This window comes from Nocardioides psychrotolerans, from assembly GCF_900113685.1.
Classification (GTDB): Bacteria; Actinomycetota; Actinomycetes; order Propionibacteriales; family Nocardioidaceae; genus Nocardioides; species Nocardioides psychrotolerans.
In genome coordinates, this window is sequence record NZ_FOQG01000011.1 from 109,707 (window position 1) to 126,790 (window position 17,084).

A 17,084-nucleotide genomic window follows, 5' to 3' on the forward strand; every position below is an offset into this window, starting at 1 on the left:
GTGTCCGAGCCTGCGCAACGCCGAGAGCCCCGTCCCGCGGGGACCTTCAAGCTCGGCACCATCGCGGGCAGCGACGTGCTCGTCTCGTCCTCGTGGTTCCTCATCGCCGCGCTCATCGCCTTCCTGATGGCTCCACGCGTGGAGCAGGTCCAGCCGGGCCTCGGGCCGTGGAAGTACGTCGCCGGGCTGACCTTCGCGGTCGTCCTCTACGGCTCGGTGCTCCTGCACGAGGCATCCCACGCGGTCGTCGCCCGGCGCTACGGGTTCCAGGTCACCTCGATCACCCTGCACTTCCTCGGCGGGATGACCGCCATCCAGGGGGAGTCGCGCACCCCGCGCCAGGAGTTCTGGATCGCGGTGGTGGGGCCCCTCACGTCGATCGCCGTGGGCCTGGCGGCCCTGGGGCTCTGGTTCATCACCCCCGACGGACTGCTGCTCATGGCGGTCGAGGGACTGGCCGGGGCCAACCTGCTGGTCGGCGTGCTCAACCTCGTCCCAGGGCTGCCCCTCGACGGCGGACGGGTGCTGAAGTCCGCGGTCTGGCGGGTCACCGGCGACGTCCACCGCGGCACGATCGCGGCGGCGTGGGGCGGACGCGTGACGGCGTTCGTCGTCCTGCTCTGGCCGCTGGTCCAGGAGCAGGTCTTCGGACGGCCACCCGACATCTTCGACTTCGTGCTCTCGTTCGTGATCGCCACGTTCTTGTGGGCAGGCGCCACCCAGGCCATGACGTCTGCCCGGGTGCGTTCGCGCCTCCCGTTGCTGCGGGCCCGCGACCTCGCGCGGCGTACTCTCTCGGTCCCCGGCGACCTGCCCCTTGCCGAGGCCGTACGACGAGCCCAGGTCGCCGAGGCCGGCAGCATCGTGACGGTCACCGGCAGCGGGAAGCCTGTCGGCGTCGTCAATGAGGCGGCGCTGCTCGCGACCCCCGAGGAGCGCCGTCCCTGGGTCGCCGTGTCCACCGTGGCACGCACCCTCGAGGACGGACTCAGCATCCCGGTGGGACTCTCGGGCGAGGAGCTGATCCAGGCCATCCAGCGAGCGCCCGCCGCCGAGTACGTCCTCGTCGAGGAGGACGGCACGGTCTACGGCGTGCTCGCGACCGCCGACGTCGACCGAGCGGTGCGGCTCTAGACGAGCAATTCCAACCGCTGACATCCGGCCCGTCATGCTCCACCGCACGGGCAGTAGGGTTCCGCGGTGTCCTCGACTACTCCAGATCCCGCTCCTGCCGCTGCCGACGTCGCCCCCCAGGCCTGGTCGGGCGTCCACCGTGGCCCTCTCCGGGCGGGGGAGTGGGTGCGCCTGCTCGACACCAAGGGCCGCAAGCACAACATCTGCCTCGAGGCCGGCAAGAGCTTCCACACCAACCGGGGCGGGATGTCCCACGACGACCTGATCGGCCGCGAGGAGGGGTTCACGGTCACCTCGACGTCGGGCGGGCAGTACCTCGTCTTCCGTCCCCTCCTCTCCGAGTTCGTGGTCTCGATGCCGCGCGGTGCTGCGGTGGTCTACCCCAAGGACGCCGCCCAGATCGTCGCGATGGCCGACATCTTCCCGGGCGCCGACGTGGTCGAGGCCGGGGTCGGCTCCGGTGCGCTGACCTGCTCGCTGCTGCGTGCCGTCGGCCCGTTCGGGCGCGTGACTTCCTACGAGCGGCGCGAGGAGTTCGCCGACGTCGCCCGCAAGAACGTCCACCAGTTCTTCGGTGCCCCCGACGGCGAGACGCACCCGGCGTGGTCGCTGGAGCTCGGTGACCTCGCCGAGGAGCTGCCCCGCTCGGGCAAGCGCGCCGACCGGGTCATCCTCGACATGCTGGCCCCGTGGGAGTGCCTCGAGGCCACCGCCGACGCCCTGCGCCCCGGCGGGATCGTGTGCGCCTACGTCGCCACGACCACCCAGCTCTCCCGCTTCATGGAGACCGTCCGGCTCCACGGCGGCTTCACCGAGCCGCAGGCCTGGGAGTCGCTGGTGCGTGACTGGCACGTCGAGGGCCTCGCCGTGCGCCCTGGGCACAAGATGATCGGGCACACCGCCTTCCTCGTCACCGCGCGCCGCATGGCCCCGGGGGAGAAGGCGCCCCGCAAGACCAGGCGCCCCGCACCCGGCGCCTATGGCCCCGACTACACCGGTCCGCGGCCCGCCGACGTGCCCGAGGTCGAGGCACCGGAGACACCCGAGTCGTGAAGCCCTTCCTCCTGCTGTCCATCCGGGCCGAGGCGGATGCGGCGGAGGAGGAGCACGACGCGTTCACCCGGTTCCTCGAGGTCGGCTCTGCCGATCTCGAGCGACGCCAGCTCGGGCAGGCCGGGCTGGGCTGGATCGACCTGGACCAGTGGTCCGGCATCGTCCTGGGCGGTGGCGCCTTCTGCGTCTCCGACCCGGAGCCTGAGAAGTCGGCCGAGCAGCGACGCACGGAGGAGGACCTGGAGCTGGTGCTCGACCGGGTCGTCGCGGCCGACTTCCCGTTCCTCGGCGCCTGCTACGGGATCGGAACCCTGGGTCGCCACCAGGGCGGCCTGGTGGACCGGTCCCACCCCGAGCCGGTCGGGCCGTTGTCCGTGTCGGTGACCGCCGACGGCGTCCAGGACGCGCTCTTCGCGGGTCTGCCGCGCAGCTTCGCGGCCTACGGCGGCCACAAGGAGGCGCTCTCGGTCGTCCCCGACGGCGCGACGGTGCTGGCGACCTCGGCCGCCTGCCCGGTCCAGGCTTTCCGGGTGGGGGCGAACGTCTACGCCACCCAGTTCCACCCCGAGCTGGACCTGGCCGGGATCAGGACGCGTATCGCGGTCTACGCGGGGCACGGGTACTTCGATCCCGCCGAGGTCGCCAGCCTGCAGGCGGCCGCCTCCGAGGTCCGGGTCGACCAGCCTGGGTTGCTGTTGCGCAACTTCTCGCACCTGCACGCCCGCTGACCTGTTGCCGGGGCGAGGGCAAAACGTGACCAACACCGGCGAATATCCACGTCGGTTGTGTGGCCACCCCGGTAGTGTCACAAGAACAGGAGGTGGACCTCATGTCGTCGACAGATGGTGTGTCCAGCGGTAGCGGTCGGAACAGCGCTGAGCTCGAGAGCCAGGTGCGCTTCCTCGAGTCCGAGGTGACCGAGCTGCGCCGGCGTCTCGACGAAGCGCCCACGCAGTCTCGCGGTGTGGAGCTTCGTCTCGCCGATGCCCAACGGTCCTTGGCAGCGGTGACCTCGCAGAACGAGCGCCTCGCGGACACGCTGCGCGAGGCCCGCGACCAGATCATGAAGCTCAAGGACGAGGTCGACCGGCTCGCCCAGCCGCCGGCCGGTTTCGGCACCTTCCTGGCGCGCAACGGGGACGACTCCGTGGACGTCTTCACGGGCGGACGCAAGCTGCGCGTCAACGTCAGCCCCGGTGTCGAGCTCGACGAGCTCCGCCGCGGCCAGGAAGTGATGCTCAACGAGGCGCTCAACGTCGTCGCCGCGTTCGACTACGAGCAGGTCGGCGAGGTGGTGATGTTCAAGGAGCTGCTCGCCGACGGCGAGCGAGCGCTCGTGATCGCCAACGCCGACGAGGAGCGCGTCGTACGCCTCGCGGAGCCGCTCCTGCAGGAGAAGATCCGGGCCGGGGACTCGCTGTTGCTCGACTCGCGAGCCGGCTACGTCTACGAGAAGGTGCCCAAGTCCGAGGTGGAGGAGCTCGTCCTCGAAGAGGTCCCCGACATCGACTACGAGTCGATCGGCGGTCTCGGCAGGCAGATCGAGCAGATCCGCGACGCCGTGGAGCTGCCCTACCTGCACCCCGAGCTCTTCAAGGAGCACCAGCTCAAGCCGCCCAAGGGCGTGCTGCTCTACGGGCCCCCGGGATGCGGCAAGACGCTGATCGCGAAGGCCGTCGCCAACTCGCTGGCCAAGAAGGTCGCGGCCAAGACCGGGCAGGAGGGGAAGTCCTACTTCCTCAACATCAAGGGTCCCGAGCTGCTCAACAAATATGTCGGCGAGACCGAGCGGCACATCCGGCTGGTCTTCCAGCGCGCGCGTGAGAAGGCCAGCGAGGGCACCCCGGTCATCGTGTTCTTCGACGAGATGGACTCCCTCTTCCGCACCCGTGGCTCAGGTGTCTCCTCGGACGTGGAGAACACCATCGTCCCGCAGCTGCTCAGCGAGATCGACGGCGTCGAGCTGCTCGAGAACGTGCTGGTCATCGGCGCCTCCAACCGCGAGGACATGATCGACCCCGCCATCCTGCGCCCGGGTCGGCTCGACGTGAAGATCAAGATCGAGCGGCCCGACGCGGAGTCAGCGCGCGACATCTTCACCAAGTACCTCCTCGCCGAGCTGCCGCTGCACGCGGACGACCTCGCCGAGTTCGGTGGCGACCGGCAGGCCTGCGTGGACGCGATGATCCGCGCGACGGTCGAGCGGATGTACACCGAGACCGAGGAGAACCGCTTCCTCGAGGTCACCTACGCCAACGGTGACAAGGAGGTCCTCTACTTCAAGGACTTCAACTCCGGCGCCATGATCCAGAACATCGTGGACCGGTCGAAGAAGATGGCCATCAAGGACCTGCTGGACCACGACCAGAAGGGCTTGCGGGTCTCGCACCTGCTCCAGGCCTGCGTCGACGAGTTCAAGGAGAACGAGGACCTCCCCAACACCACCAACCCCGACGACTGGGCCCGCATCTCGGGCAAGAAGGGCGAGCGGATCGTCTTCATCCGCACGCTCGTCACCGGCAAGCAGGGCACCGAGCCCGGCCGGTCGATCGACACCGTGGCCAACACCGGTCAGTACCTCTAGCCCCGCCCCCCTCAGACCGGCGCAGCTCGCCCGAGGTAGCCGAACGACCACGGCCGGGCGACGCGGGGACCGGGCAGGTAGTCGGTCGAGAGCTCGATGATCTCCAGACCGGCCGCCTGCACCAGGGACGCGATGTCACGGGTGAGGTGGCAGCCACCTGCGACGCGGCGTTGCAGCGGCTCCAGGCGTGCTTGCCACGTTGCCACGCCCGCCTGCGGTGCCAGACCGTGCTCCAGGAAGTGGAAGCTGCCCGTCGGCCTCAGGACACGGCGCACCTCGGCGAGGGCCTGCTCGACGTCGGGGATGGTGCACAGCGTGAACGTGGACAGGACCACGTCGTACGACGCCTCGCTCGCGGCGAGGCGCTGGCCGTCGAGGCCGACGCGTTCGACGTGCACCCGGCTGTTGCGGCGGCGATCCTCCGACAACGACCAGCCGAGGTCGGAGGGCTCCACGGCGGACAGCGTCGCCACCTCCGAGGAGAGGTGCGGCACGTTGAGGCCGCTGCCGAAGCCGAGCTCGAGCACGTCACCCGAGACACCCGCGCACACCCTCGCCCTCAACGCCTCGATGTCGGGGCCGCGCAGCGCCCTGTCGACGAGCCGGGGGACGACCCGGTCTTCCCATGCACCCATCAGTCGACTCCTTCGACACCTCGGCGGGTGAGCCCACCCGTGGGCCCAGCGTGCTACAGATATTCGGCGACGTCACCGTGGCGGTCGCAGCTCGAAAGGTTTTCCCGTGAAGATCATCATCATCATCGTCGTCGTCCTCGTGATCATCTACCTGGCCCAGATGGTGCTCCGCAAGCGCTGAGCCTCACCGCGGCACGTACGCTCGACCCATGAGCGTCCGGCGAGTGATGGGCACTGAGGTCGAGTACGGCATCTCGGTCCAGGGTCAACCCCTGGCCAACCCGATGGTGGCCTCGTCGCAGGTGGTGAACGCCTACGCGTCCGCCACGGTCAAGGCTCGTCGGGCGCGGTGGGACTTCGAGGAGGAGTCGCCGCTGCGCGACGCGCGTGGGTTCGACATGTCCCGGCAGGTCGCGGACCCCAGCCAGCTCACCGACGAGGACCTCGGGCTCGCCAACGTGATCCTCACCAACGGCGCCCGGCTCTACGTCGACCACGCGCACCCGGAGTACGCCACTCCCGAGGTCACCAGCCCCCTCGACATCGTTTTGTGGGACAAGGCCGGCGAGCAGGTCATGCTCGACGCGCAGCGACGCGCGGGGTTGCTCCCGGGGGGCGCACCCATCGCGATGTACAAGAACAACACCGACAACAAGGGCGCTTCTTACGGCGCCCACGAGAACTACCTGATGCGCCGCAGCACGCCCTTCGCGGACATCGTGCGCCACCTGACGCCGTTCTTCGTCAGCCGACAGGTCGTGTGCGGGGCCGGGCGTGTGGGGATCGGCCAGGACGGCCGCGGGCACGGCTTCCAGGTCAGTCAGCGCGCCGACTTCTTCGAGGTCGAGGTGGGCCTCGAGACCACCCTCAAGCGGCCCATCATCAACACCCGCGACGAGCCGCACGCCGACCCCGAGAAGTACCGACGCCTCCACGTCATCATCGGCGACGCCAATCTCTCGGAGATATCCACCTACCTCAAGGTCGGCACGACGTCCCTGGTCCTGGCGATGATCGAGGACAAGTTCATCGCCACCGACTTCAGCGTCGACGGCCCGGTCTCGGCCCTGCGAGCCGTCTCCCACGACCCCTCCTTGAAGCAGACCTTCACGCTCGGCGACGGACGCACCCTGACCGCCGTGCAGCTGCAGCTGGAATACCTCGACCTGGCGAAGAAATACGTCGAGGACCGGCTCGGCTCGGACGCCGACGCCCAGACCGTCGACGTCCTCGCGCGCTGGGAGTCGGTCCTCGACCGCCTCGAAGAGGACCCGATGCTCTGCGCCGCCGAGCTGGACTGGGTGGCAAAGCTCAAGCTCCTGGAGCAGTACCGCGACCGCGACGGCCTGGCGTGGGACGACGCCAAGCTCGCGCTGATCGACCTGCAGTACTCCGACATCCGTCCCGAGAAGGGCCTCTACAACAAGCTGGTGGCCTCGGGCCGGATCGACCGGCTCCTCGGCGACGCGGCCGTCGAGCGCGCTATGCACGACCCGCCGACCGACACCCGCGCCTACTTCCGCGGTCGGTGCCTGGAGAAGTACGCCGAGCACGTCGCCGCCGCCTCCTGGGACTCCGTCATCTTCGACCTCCCGGGGCGTGAGTCGCTGCAGCGGGTGCCCACTATCGATCCGCTGCGTGGCAGCAAGGCGCACGTCGGTGAGCTCCTGGACCGGTGCGACACCGCCGAGCAGCTGTTCACCGCCCTGACACGTTGAGTCCTCGCCCCCGCGGGGGCGAGGACTCCGGCCGATTCCGCTGCTCGAGCCTGTCGAAACGACTGGGGGTGAGTGGATAGGGTCGGGACATGGCCCAAGAGCAGAAGCAACCGCGCAAGTCCTCGGAGACCGAGGAGGCGACCCAGGTCGCCCCCGAGACCGACGTCGCCGAGCGCAGGGAAGCCCTGGAAGGTGACATCGACGCGATCCTCGACGAGATCGACGAGGTCTTGGAGTCGAACGCCGAGGACTTCGTGAAGTCGTTCATCCAGAAGGGCGGCCAGTGACCGACCCTCGGCTTCCCGCCGCCTACCTGCAGCCGGGGACCTCGTCGTTCAGCGACTTCCTGGCCTCCCAGTCCCCGGACCTCCTCCCGGGGCGTCGGGCGCTTCCCCAGGGACAGGTGGGCGATCTCGCCCCGCACGGGACGACGATCGTCGCCGCGACGTTCCCCGGTGGCGTGGTCATGGCCGGTGACCGCCGCGCGACGATGGGCAACATCATCGCCCAGCGCGACATCGAGAAGGTCTTCCCGTCCGACGAGTACTCCATCGTCGGCATCGCCGGCGCTGCTGGCCTCGCGGTCGAGATGGTCCGACTGTTCCAGACCGAGCTCGAGCACTACGAGAAGATCGAGGGCACGACGCTGTCGATGGACGGCAAGGCCAACCGTCTCTCGGCCCTGATCCGCGCCAACCTAGGGATGGCGATGCAGGGTCTCGCCGTCGTGCCGCTGTTCGCCGGCTTCGACCTGCGTCAGGGCCACGGGCGGATCTTCAGCTACGACGTCACGGGCGGGCGCTACGAGGAGCAGGCGTTCTTCTCGGTCGGCTCCGGCTCGCTCTTCGCCAAGGGTTCGCTCAAGAAGCTCTACCGCGAGGACCTCGACGAGACCGGGTGCGTCACCGCGCTCGTCCAGGCGCTCTACGACGCCGCGGACGACGACTCCGCGACGGGCGGACCTGACCTCGCGCGGCGGATCTTCCCGGTCGTGCGGGTCATCACCGCCGAGGGCGGGCGGCGCGTGCCCGACGACGAGGTCGCCGAGATCGCCGACCGGGTCATCGCGGGACGGATGATCCGGCCCGACGGCCCGGGCGCACCCCTGACCGGTGGAGCGACGGGGGGCAACCGATGAGCATGCCGTTCTACGTCTCGCCCGAGCAGCTGATGAAGGACCGGGCGGACTTTGCGCGCAAGGGCATCGCCCGGGGTCGCTCCGTCGTGACGATCCAGTACGCCGAAGGCATCCTCTTCGCCTCGGAGAACCCCTCGCAGGCGCTGCACAAGGTCTCGGAGATCTACGACCGGATCGCCTTCGCGGCCGTCGGTCGCTACAACGAGTTCGAGAACCTCCGCATCGCCGGCGTACGCCTGGCCGACATGCGCGGCTACGCCTACGACCGGCGCGACGTCACCGGTCGGGGCCTGGCCAACGCCTACGCCCAGACGCTCGGCACGATCTTCTCCAGCGGTGGTGAGAAGCCCTACGAGGTGGAGCTCTTCGTGGCCGAGATCGGCGACACCGCCGACGGCGACCAGATCTTCCGCCTCACCTACGACGGGCAGGTGGCCGACGAGCAGGGCTTCGCGGTGATGGGCGGTGCGTCCGACATGGTCGCCACCTACATCAAGGAGCACTACAAGCCCGACCAGTCGCTCGAGAGCGCCGTGCGCCTGGCGGTCGCTGCCCTCGGTCACACCGACGACGCCGATCGCGTCATCGACGTCGACCACCTCGAGGTGGCCATCCTGGACCGGACCCGGAGCCAGCCCCGCAAGTTCAGCCGGGTCAGCCCGGCGCGGTTGTCGACGCTGCTGGGGGAGCGAGGCCCGTCCACGCCGGACGAGCCCGACCCCGAGGACACCCGTCCTGGCACGGCGTCCAGCGCCGGTGGGCCGGACGACCCGAGCGACCCCACAGACCAGACCAGCGGTCACGTCGCGCCGCTGGAGGATCCCGTGACGGGTGAGTCGGAGCCGCCGGTGGCACCGACCTCGGGTGTCCCGGGCGGCCCCGCTCTGTGACTTCTGACGGTGTGGCGGGCTGGGAGCAGGTAGGGGAGGACCGGCCCGTCTACGCCGGCTACACACGCGTCGTACGTCGCCGCATGCGGCAGGCCGACGGCCGCGAGAGCGACTGGGACCTGGTCGAGAGCCCCGACTCCGTGGTGGTGCTCGCCCTCACCCCTGCTCGGCAGGTGGTGGCGATCCGCCAGTTCCGTCCCGGGCCCGACCGGGTGATGCCCTCGTTGCCCGGAGGGCTGATCGACGAGGGCGAGAGTGTCCTCGACGCGGCCGCCCGCGAGCTGCTGGAGGAGACCGGCTACGTCGGCGAGCGGTGGGACGTCGTCACCCGCACCACGCCCTACAAGAGCACCGAGAGTCGGTGGGTGACGGTCGCGCACGACTGCCTACGGTCCGCGCCGCAGTCCCTCGACGAGCACGAGGACATCGCGGTGTGCCTCCTGTCGCTGGCACAGCTTCGCGACGAGCTGCGCTCCGGCGGCTTCGGCACCACCGACCAGGCGTACCTCGCGCTGGATCATCTCGGTCTTCTCTGACGGGCTGGAGCTGCGGTTTGGTCACCGCCCGCGGCCCCAGGCCCCCAGGACATGCGGTTGGTGACCAAACCGCACATCGTCAGTGCGTGTGACGGGTCCGACGGATATCCACAGGCCGCCGTGGGTCGGGTTTGCCGGACGCACCGGATGCCCAGGCTGAAGCCATGACCGAGGACGCCGAGGAGCTACCCGAGCCGCCGCACTGGCGTCTGTTGACCTCTGAGCAGGTGGGCGATGCCCAGCGCGGGGAGGTACGCACGGCCGGGCATCGTCGCGTCAGCTTCGGTCTCTACCGCTCGGCGACCCAGGGCGACGAATGGTCTGAGCTGGTCAAGGACCTGCAGGCCTTCCGTCTGGTCCTGCCCGAGGGGGCTGCGTTCACCCACGTGACGGGAGCACGACTGCGGGGTTGGGACCTTCCCCAGCTGCCGCGCCAGGTGCCGGTCTTCGCGTCGGTCCCAGGTGATGTGGCGCGGCCGAGACGCTGTGGCCTCATCGTGTCGAGGTTGGTCAGCGATGCTCCCGACGAGTTGCGGCACGGCCTGCCCGTCGCGGCGGCTGAGGAGATCCTGCTGCGGGCGAGCCGCGACCTGGGGACCCTCGACGTCGCGATCATGCTCACGTCAGCACTGCGCGTGGGTGACATCGACCAGCAGCGCCTCGAGAGGCTCCTCGCGTCGCGTCGTCCCGGCGTACGACGCCTCCGGGCTGCGTGTCACTTGTCCGATCGGAAGTGCGAGTCGCCAGGAGAGGTGTTGCTGAAGATCCTCCACGACGTCTGCGACGTTCCTGCCGACCCGCAGGTGGAGCTCTTCGACGACCGTGGAACGTCCCTGGGACGAGCGGACCTGCTGCTGCGGGGGACTCGCCACGTCCACGAGTACGACGGCGGGCACCACCGCGACAAGGACCAGCACCGGACCGACCTGAGACGAGAGCGCGGCCTGTCGCCCCACTACGAGCGGCGTGGGTTCACCCTCGACGACCTGCTCAACCATCCCCTCACAGTGATGCACGAGCTGGACCGGCTCCTGGAACGACCTCATCAGCTGCGACGGCTTCACCGGTGGCGATCCCTGGTCCTCAGCTCGTGCTACTCCGAGGATTGCCGGGAGCGCCTGCACATGCGCTGGCAGCGGCTCACTGGCCAGGTGGAGTGGCAACCCACGGGGTAGGTCCGCATCGTTGCGGTTCGGGACCAAACCGCAACCTTGTCGCACGGGCAATGGGCAGACGGGCTGGATCGTGGGCCGTAGGGTCTGGGTGTGGACCGACGGATCTTCGGCATCGAGAACGAGTACGGCGTGACGTGCACGTTCAAGGGGCAGCGCCGGCTGAGTCCCGACGAGGTGGCCCGCTACCTCTTCCGCAAGGTGGTCAGCTGGGGCCGATCCAGCAACGTCTTCCTCCGCAACGGCGCGCGGCTCTACCTGGACGTCGGCAGCCACCCGGAGTACGCCACGCCTGAGTGCGACGACATCGCCGAGCTCGTGACGCACGACAAGGCGGGCGAGAGGGTCCTCGAGGGCCTGCTGCTCGACGCGGAGCAGCGACTCCACGACGAGGGCATCCAGGGCGAGATCTACCTCTTCAAGAACAACACCGACTCTGCCGGAAACTCCTACGGCTGTCACGAGAACTACCTGGTGGGACGTGCCGGTGAGTTCAGCCGGCTGGCCGACATCCTGATCCCCTTTCTGGTGACCCGGCAGATCGTCGTCGGGGCCGGCAAGATCACGCAGACGCCACGCGGCGCGTCGTTCTCGGTCTCGCAGCGCGCCGAGCACATCTGGGAGGGCGTGAGCAGCGCGACCACGCGCAGCCGCCCGATCATCAACACCCGCGACGAGCCGCACGCGGACGCGGAAAAATACCGCCGGCTCCACGTGATCGTCGGTGACTCCAACATGAGCGAGACCACCACGATGCTCAAGGTCGCGAGCTGCGACCTGGTGCTGCGGATGATCGAGGAGGGCGTGGTGATGCGCGACCTCACGATGGAGAACCCGATCCGCGCCATCCGCGAGATCTCCCACGACATGACCGGGCGTCGCAAGGTCCGCCTGGCCAACGGGCGCGAGGCGAGCGCCCTGGAGATCCAGGGCGAATACCTTTCAAAGGCGCGTGACTTCGTGGACCGCCGTCAGATCAGCACGCCGCTCATCGAACGGTCGCTGGACCTGTGGGAGCGAGGTCTCAAGGCCGTCGAGTCAGACGATCTCGGCCTGGTGGACAGAGAGCTCGACTGGGTCATCAAGTGGAAGCTGATCGAGCGCTACCGTGCCACGCACGGACTGCCGCTGGAGCACCCGAGGATCGCCCAGCTCGACCTCGCCTACCACGACATCCACCGCGGACGAGGCCTCTACTACCTGCTCGAGAAGCGCGGCGCCGTGGCGCGGGTGAGCACCGACCTGAAGATCTTCGAGGCCAAGTCGGTCCCGCCGCAGACGACTCGTGCCCGACTGCGTGGTGAGTTCATCCGCAAGGCCCAGGAGCGGCGCCGCGACTTCACCGTGGACTGGGTTCACCTCAAGCTCAACGACCAGGCCCAACGCACCGTGCTGTGCAAGGACCCGTTCCGGGCCCACGACGAGCGCGTGCAGCGGCTCATCGACGGCATGTGAGCGCGCCACGGGTTGCGGTTTGGTCACCAACCGCAGCTCAACGGCAGATGGAGTTGCGGTTGGTGACCAAACCGCCACCCGTTGAGGCCTGTCGGCACTTCTCAGCCACGGCTTGTAAGGTGACGGCGCCGTACTGACCTGCTCCCGAAGGACATCCCTGTGCTCTCGCGTCTTCGTCGCCCTGCGACCCTGGCCGTCTCCGTCCTGCTCCTGACGACGCTCGCTGCGTGTGGCGACGACACAGGGGAGGAAGCATCGGGGCTCGACCGGCTGGATGCCGTCAGCGTGAGTGGAGACCCGGGCAAGGCGCCGAAGGTGACCTGGAAGGACCAGATGTCGGCGGACGGGATCGAGGTCGAGGTGCTCGTCGAGGGTGACGGGGACACGGTCGCCGAGGATGACCAGGTCACGGTCAACTACTGGGTCGGCAACGGCTTCACCCAGCGCAAGACCTTCAGCACCTACGACCAGGGCGGTCAGCCGGAGACCATCACGGTCAACGACGAGCTCCTCGCGGTGTTCAGGGATGCCCTGCTCGACCAGGCGATCGGGTCGCGCGTCGCCGTGACAGCCTCGGCTCCGGAGGCCTTCGGCGAGTCCGGCAACCCGCAGCTCGGCATCGGCAACCAGGACTCAGTGCTGGTCCTCGTGGACCTGGTCGAGCTCTACGAGGCCCCCGAGCCCGTCGAGGTGCCCGCGTCGAGGATGCCGAAGATCGTCGAGGAGAAGGGCGTGCCCACGGCCCTGGACTTCACCGGTCTCCCCGAGCCCGAGGCCGACGGCGACCTGATGCGCACCGTCCTCGAGGAGGGGAACGGCAAGGTGCTGACGACCGACATGAAGGTCAAGGTCAACTACCTGGGATCGGTCTACGACGCCGACAAGCCGTTCGACGAGAGCTTCTCCGGGGAGCCCCTCTCCCTGGAGCTCTCCGGCTTCGTCCCCGGCTTCACCTTCGGTCTCGAGGGCGTCAAGGCCGGCAGTCGCGTGCTGCTCGCCATCCCGCCCGCGCTGGGCTACGGCGAGCAGGAGCAGGCCAACATCCCGGCCAACAGCACGCTCTACTTCGTGGTCGACATCATCTCCGCCGCCTGACGCGTCCCTGACCCACCCGACCGAGCAGCCCCTCGACCTGCAAGGATCCACACCATGGCCGGCAGCAAGAGCGAGCGACTGCTCAACCTGCTCATCATGTTGCTCGTCCAACGGCACTTCGTGCCGAAGGAGCGGATCCGCAGCATGCTCTACGCGGACTCCTCCACCGACGCCTTCGAGAAGATGTTCGAGCGCGACAAGGAGGAGCTGCGCAGCCTCGGCGTGCCGGTCGAGGTGGGCAATATGGACGCCTACTTCGACGACGAGCCGGGTTACCGGATCCGGCCCGACGAGTTCGCCCTGCCCGACATCGACCTCGAGCCCGACGAGGCTGCGGTCATCGGGCTGGCCACCAAGGTCTGGGAGCACGCCCGCCTCGCGGAGGCCACCACCGAGGTCGTGCGCAAGCTGACCGCTCTCGGCGTGCCCGTCGACGTCTCCGCCCTCGACATCGCCCAGCCCCGCCTCAGCGCCGACGAGCCGACGTTCGACGTGTTCTTCGAGGCCGTGCAGGAGCGCAGTGCCGTCGAGTTCGACTACGGCCGCACCGGCCAGGCCAAGGTGAGAAGGCGGCGCCTGCAGCCGTGGGGCGTCGCGCGCTACTCCGGTCGCTGGTACGTCGTGGGCCTCGACCTCGACCGCAACGCCGAACGCGTCTTCCGCCTCTCCCGCGTCCAGGGCGCTGCCCTCAAGGTCGGCCAGCCCGGCGCCTACGACGTCCCTCCGGGCACCGACGTCAGCGCGGTCGCCCGCCGGCTCGCCCCGCCCCCCAGCACCGAGCGCGCCGTCGTCCTCGCCCGCTCCGGCACCGGCGTGCCGCTGCGCCGCGACGCCGACGAGGTCCACGAGGGTGTCCCCGGTCCGGACGAGCGCACCACCTGGGACCGGATCGTCCTCACTCGCGCCACCGTCGGCCTGACCGACGAGCTCCTGGGCTACGGCTGCGACGTGTACGTCGAGGAGCCGGCCGCGGTGCGCGCGTCCGTCGTCGCGCGGCTCACCGCAGCGCTCGCCACCGGCTCCACCACCCCCGAGGTTTCTTCGTGAGCACCCAACCCACGGGCGCCAAGGACCAGGTCGCGCGGCTCCTCACGCTGGTGCCGTTCCTGCACACCCACGGCCAGGTCCGCATCGACGATGCGGCGGCGGCCCTCGGGGTGCCGGCCGACCAGCTCGTCGCGGACCTGTTGGTGCTGCTCATGTGCGGCCTTCCAGGCGGCTACCCCGACGACCTCATCGATGTCGACGTCGACGCTCTGGACGCGGGTGTCATCCGGGTGTCCAACGCCGACTACCTCGCGCGACCGCTCCGGCTCAGCCCCACCGAGGCCTCGGCGATCATCGTGGCGCTGCGAGCACTGCGCGACGGGGCCAAGGACGAGACCCGTGAGGTCGTCGACCGGGCGCTCGCCAAGCTCGAGGTCGCCGCGGCGGAGGCCGGCGGCACCGGCCACATCGACCCCGGCGTCGACGCGGGAGACGCCGACCGCGCGGTGCTCGCCGTACGGCTGCAGGAGGCGACCACCGCCCAGCGGCAGGTCCGGCTGACCTACTACGTGCCCACCCGCGACGAGGAGTCCGAGCGCGTCGTCGACCCGCGTGCGGTCATCTCGCGCGGCGGACTGATGTATCTCGACGCCTGGTGCCACAGCGCCGAAGCGCCCCGGCTCTTCCGTCTGGACCGTGTAGCCGCCGCCGAGGTGCTCGACTCACCGGTGGCCGAGCCCACCGCGGCGCCCCGCGACCTCGGCGACGGACTCTTCACCTCCTCCGCGCAGACCACACCGGTCACGTTGCGGCTGCGTGCGCCGGCGCACTGGGTCACCGAGTACTACCCCGTCGAGGCCGTGCGTCGCCGCCGCGGAAACGTGCTCGAGGTCGACCTCCAGGTGGCCGACGAGCGGTGGCTGACCCGCCTCCTGCTGCGCCTGGCGCCGCATGCCGACGTCGTCACTCCCGCCTCCTACGGCACCGCCTTCACAGCCTCAGCACAGGATGCGCTAAATCTGTATGCCTGACCCGCGACGTACTATGACCATGCAACGACACCGACAGATGAGGTCACGATGATCAACCCGATGATTGGTATGCCCCAGGGGGCCGAGTGGCTGGTGATCCTGGCCATCGTCGTGCTCGTGTTCGGAGCAGCGAAGCTGCCCGACCTCGCCCGTGGCACCGGCCAGGCCCTGCGCATCTTCAAGGCCGAGACCAAGGGTCTCAAGGACGACGACGACGCTGACAAGGACGAGACAGACGCGGCTCCGCCGGCTCCCAAGGCCGAGATCCCGCCCGCTGCTCCCGTCCCGCCTGCTGCTCCTGTCGACTCGGCGCCCGAGGTGGCTCCCGTGACGCCGACGAGCGAGCAGTCCGACACCCGTAACAGCTGATACGCGGGTCGACTGAGAGCATCTGCACGTGCGCATCACTGGAATCGTCCAGCTCTTCGTCGGCAAGCCGGTCCACCCCGTCGGTGCAGACGGGCGCATGGCCCTGTCCGACCACCTCCGCGAGCTGCGGGGGCGCATCCTCAAGATCGCGCTCGTGGTCATCGTGGGGCTGGCCGTCTCGCTGGTGTTCTTCGACCAGCTCTTCGACCTGGTCTACGGGCCCTACCAGCAGGCGCAGGAGGCGCTGCCCAACGGCACGACGGTGCCGACGACATCGGGTGCCGGCGCCGGGCTGCTGCTCTACCTCAAGCTCTGTGGACTCGCGTCCGTCGTGCTGACCAGCCCGATCTGGCTCTACCAGATCTGGGCGTTCATCCTGCCGGGACTGCACGCCAAGGAACGCCGCTGGTCGCGGGTCTTCGCCGCGATCGCCGGCCCGCTCTTCCTCGCCGGCATCTTCCTGGGCTACGTCACGCTCCCCAAGGGCCTCGAGATCCTGATCGGCTTCACTCCCGAGGGCCTGACCAACCTGGTGGAGTTCAACGACTACCTCAGCTTCTTCAGCCGCACCCTGCTGGTCTTCGGGATCTCCTTCGAGATCCCGCTTTTCGTCGTCCTGCTCAACCTCGCCGGCGTCGTGTCCGGCAAGGCGCTCGGCGCGCACCGACCCTGGATCATCGTGGGCGTCTTCGTGTTCGCCGCCGTGGCCACGCCGTCGGCCGACCCGTTCACGATGACGCTGATGGCCGGCCCGATGGTGGTGCTCTTCCTCATCTCCGAGGTCATCGCCCGCTACAACGACCGGCGCAAGGCCAAACGCAACAAATTCGCCGGTCTCTCGCCCGACGAAGCCTCGCCCCTGTGACCCCTCGCCAGGCACAGCCCGTCGAGGTCGACCCGTTCGACCTGCCCGACTGGCTGGGGGAGCGCGACGTCGTCTGGTCCTCCGACGCCGGCCTGCGCACCGGCCACCGCGTCCCGGGGCGGCTCGTCTCGGCTCCCGACGAGATCGCCTGCGACCTGCTGGCGGTCGACGAGGCCTATCCCCAGCCGGTGACCGCGACCCCGCTGAGATCGGCCACCCACCAGGCCTGGCGGCACGGGCAGATCCACCTGGCGTCGTACGACGGCAGGCTGGCGCTGCTGGTGCCCGGCACGTCCTTCGACGCCGACCGGGCGCTCGAGGCGGTCGGGCGGCTCGCCAAGGCCGTCGGCGCCTCGCCGGTGCGCTACGCGGTCCAGCTGCGCGTCGGTCACCCCTGACACCGACGACCGCCGCGTGAGTCG

18 protein-coding genes are annotated in these 17,084 nt (G+C 69.3%); 17 read left to right on the plus strand and 1 reads right to left on the minus strand.

Translation table 11 applies throughout. The features are described from left to right. The 4 genes from BM204_RS14155 to arc all read left to right on the plus strand — a co-directional run bounded on the left by BM204_RS14155 (position 1) and on the right by arc (position 4,771). A complete protein-coding gene (locus tag BM204_RS14155) occupies positions 1-1,134 on the plus strand; it encodes a site-2 protease family protein (protein WP_091114537.1) in 1,134 nt (377 codons plus the stop codon). A 66-nt stretch (positions 1,135-1,200) separates the two neighbouring features. After that, positions 1,201-2,187, plus strand: a complete 987-nt coding sequence (locus BM204_RS14160; protein WP_091114540.1) for a tRNA (adenine-N1)-methyltransferase — start codon at positions 1,201-1,203, stop codon at positions 2,185-2,187. After that, positions 2,184-2,915, plus strand: coding sequence for a glutamine amidotransferase (locus BM204_RS14165; RefSeq protein ID WP_091114542.1), 732 nt, complete (start codon positions 2,184-2,186; stop codon positions 2,913-2,915). Before BM204_RS14160 ends, BM204_RS14165 begins: the two co-directional genes overlap by 4 nt. 101 nt (positions 2,916-3,016) lie before the next feature. Next, entirely contained in the window at positions 3,017-4,771 is a 1,755-nt protein-coding gene (gene arc, locus BM204_RS14170) for a proteasome ATPase (protein WP_091114662.1), read from the plus strand. 11 nt (positions 4,772-4,782) lie between these two features. Here arc and BM204_RS14175 read toward each other — a convergent pair whose 3' ends face one another. Next, a complete protein-coding gene (locus BM204_RS14175) occupies positions 4,783-5,406 on the minus strand; it encodes a class I SAM-dependent methyltransferase (RefSeq protein ID WP_091114545.1) in 624 nt (207 codons plus the stop codon). A gap of 209 nt (positions 5,407-5,615) precedes the next feature. On the opposite strand from BM204_RS14175, the gene dop reads away from it, so the two are divergent. From dop to BM204_RS14240, 13 genes are all read left to right on the plus strand, one after another. Further along, positions 5,616-7,124: a depupylase/deamidase Dop gene (dop, locus tag BM204_RS14180; RefSeq protein ID WP_091114548.1), complete on the plus strand. Its 1,509-nt coding sequence runs from the start codon at positions 5,616-5,618 to the stop codon at positions 7,122-7,124. 89 nt (positions 7,125-7,213) lie between these two features. Beyond that, positions 7,214-7,411 (plus strand): ubiquitin-like protein Pup, encoded by a 198-nt coding sequence (locus BM204_RS14185; protein WP_091114550.1) that lies wholly within the window; start codon positions 7,214-7,216, stop codon positions 7,409-7,411. Then, the gene (prcB, locus tag BM204_RS14190) at positions 7,408-8,262 is read left to right on the plus strand and encodes a proteasome subunit beta (RefSeq protein WP_091114552.1); all 855 of its coding nucleotides are present in this window, start codon (positions 7,408-7,410) and stop codon (positions 8,260-8,262) included. The genes BM204_RS14185 and prcB overlap by 4 nt, the downstream gene beginning before the upstream one ends. Beyond that, a complete protein-coding gene (gene prcA, locus BM204_RS14195; protein ID WP_091114554.1) occupies positions 8,259-9,152 on the plus strand; it encodes a proteasome subunit alpha in 894 nt (297 codons plus the stop codon). Before prcB ends, prcA begins: the two co-directional genes overlap by 4 nt. Further along, on the plus strand, positions 9,149-9,688 hold the full coding sequence (locus BM204_RS14200; RefSeq protein ID WP_218031222.1) for an NUDIX hydrolase: 540 nt from the start codon (positions 9,149-9,151) through the stop codon (positions 9,686-9,688). The genes prcA and BM204_RS14200 overlap by 4 nt, the downstream gene beginning before the upstream one ends. A 164-nt stretch (positions 9,689-9,852) precedes the next feature. Then, the gene (locus BM204_RS14205) at positions 9,853-10,863 is read left to right on the plus strand and encodes a putative endonuclease domain-containing protein (protein ID WP_091114557.1); all 1,011 of its coding nucleotides are present in this window, start codon (positions 9,853-9,855) and stop codon (positions 10,861-10,863) included. Between the two features lie 90 nt (positions 10,864-10,953). Beyond that, complete coding sequence (gene pafA / locus BM204_RS14210; RefSeq protein WP_091114558.1) at positions 10,954-12,315, plus strand: Pup--protein ligase; 1,362 nt, start codon at positions 10,954-10,956, stop codon at positions 12,313-12,315. Between the two features lie 159 nt (positions 12,316-12,474). Next, positions 12,475-13,410 carry an FKBP-type peptidyl-prolyl cis-trans isomerase gene (locus BM204_RS14215; protein WP_091114561.1) on the plus strand — a complete coding sequence of 312 codons (936 nt, stop codon included), beginning with the start codon at positions 12,475-12,477 and terminating at the stop codon, positions 13,408-13,410. A 54-nt stretch (positions 13,411-13,464) separates the two neighbouring features. Then, on the plus strand, positions 13,465-14,457 hold the full coding sequence (locus tag BM204_RS14220) for a helix-turn-helix transcriptional regulator (RefSeq protein ID WP_091114564.1): 993 nt from the start codon (positions 13,465-13,467) through the stop codon (positions 14,455-14,457). After that, complete coding sequence (locus tag BM204_RS14225) at positions 14,454-15,428, plus strand: helix-turn-helix transcriptional regulator (RefSeq protein ID WP_091114565.1); 975 nt, start codon at positions 14,454-14,456, stop codon at positions 15,426-15,428. The genes BM204_RS14220 and BM204_RS14225 overlap by 4 nt, the downstream gene beginning before the upstream one ends. 60 nt (positions 15,429-15,488) lie before the next feature. Then, a complete protein-coding gene (gene tatA, locus BM204_RS14230) occupies positions 15,489-15,797 on the plus strand; it encodes a Sec-independent protein translocase subunit TatA (RefSeq protein ID WP_174813014.1) in 309 nt (102 codons plus the stop codon). A gap of 28 nt (positions 15,798-15,825) precedes the next feature. Further along, the gene (gene tatC, locus BM204_RS14235; protein ID WP_091114571.1) at positions 15,826-16,662 is read left to right on the plus strand and encodes a twin-arginine translocase subunit TatC; all 837 of its coding nucleotides are present in this window, start codon (positions 15,826-15,828) and stop codon (positions 16,660-16,662) included. Beyond that, positions 16,659-17,060: a hypothetical protein gene (locus tag BM204_RS14240; RefSeq protein ID WP_091114573.1), complete on the plus strand. Its 402-nt coding sequence runs from the start codon at positions 16,659-16,661 to the stop codon at positions 17,058-17,060. The genes tatC and BM204_RS14240 overlap by 4 nt, the downstream gene beginning before the upstream one ends. Positions 17,061-17,084: the final 24 nt, after the last annotated feature.

Coding starts and splice junctions, on each gene's coding strand:
- arc (WP_091114662.1), top strand. CDS start 3,017: ATGTCGTCGACAGATGGTGTGTCCAGCGGTAGCGGTCGGAACAGCGCT.
- BM204_RS14175 (WP_091114545.1), bottom strand. CDS start 5,406: ATGGGTGCATGGGAAGACCGGGTCGTCCCCCGGCTCGTCGACAGGGCG.
- dop (WP_091114548.1), top strand. CDS start 5,616: ATGAGCGTCCGGCGAGTGATGGGCACTGAGGTCGAGTACGGCATCTCG.
- BM204_RS14185 (WP_091114550.1), top strand. CDS start 7,214: ATGGCCCAAGAGCAGAAGCAACCGCGCAAGTCCTCGGAGACCGAGGAG.
- prcA (WP_091114554.1), top strand. CDS start 8,259: ATGAGCATGCCGTTCTACGTCTCGCCCGAGCAGCTGATGAAGGACCGG.
- BM204_RS14205 (WP_091114557.1), top strand. CDS start 9,853: ATGACCGAGGACGCCGAGGAGCTACCCGAGCCGCCGCACTGGCGTCTG.
- BM204_RS14220 (WP_091114564.1), top strand. CDS start 13,465: ATGGCCGGCAGCAAGAGCGAGCGACTGCTCAACCTGCTCATCATGTTG.
- tatA (WP_174813014.1), top strand. CDS start 15,489: ATGATTGGTATGCCCCAGGGGGCCGAGTGGCTGGTGATCCTGGCCATC.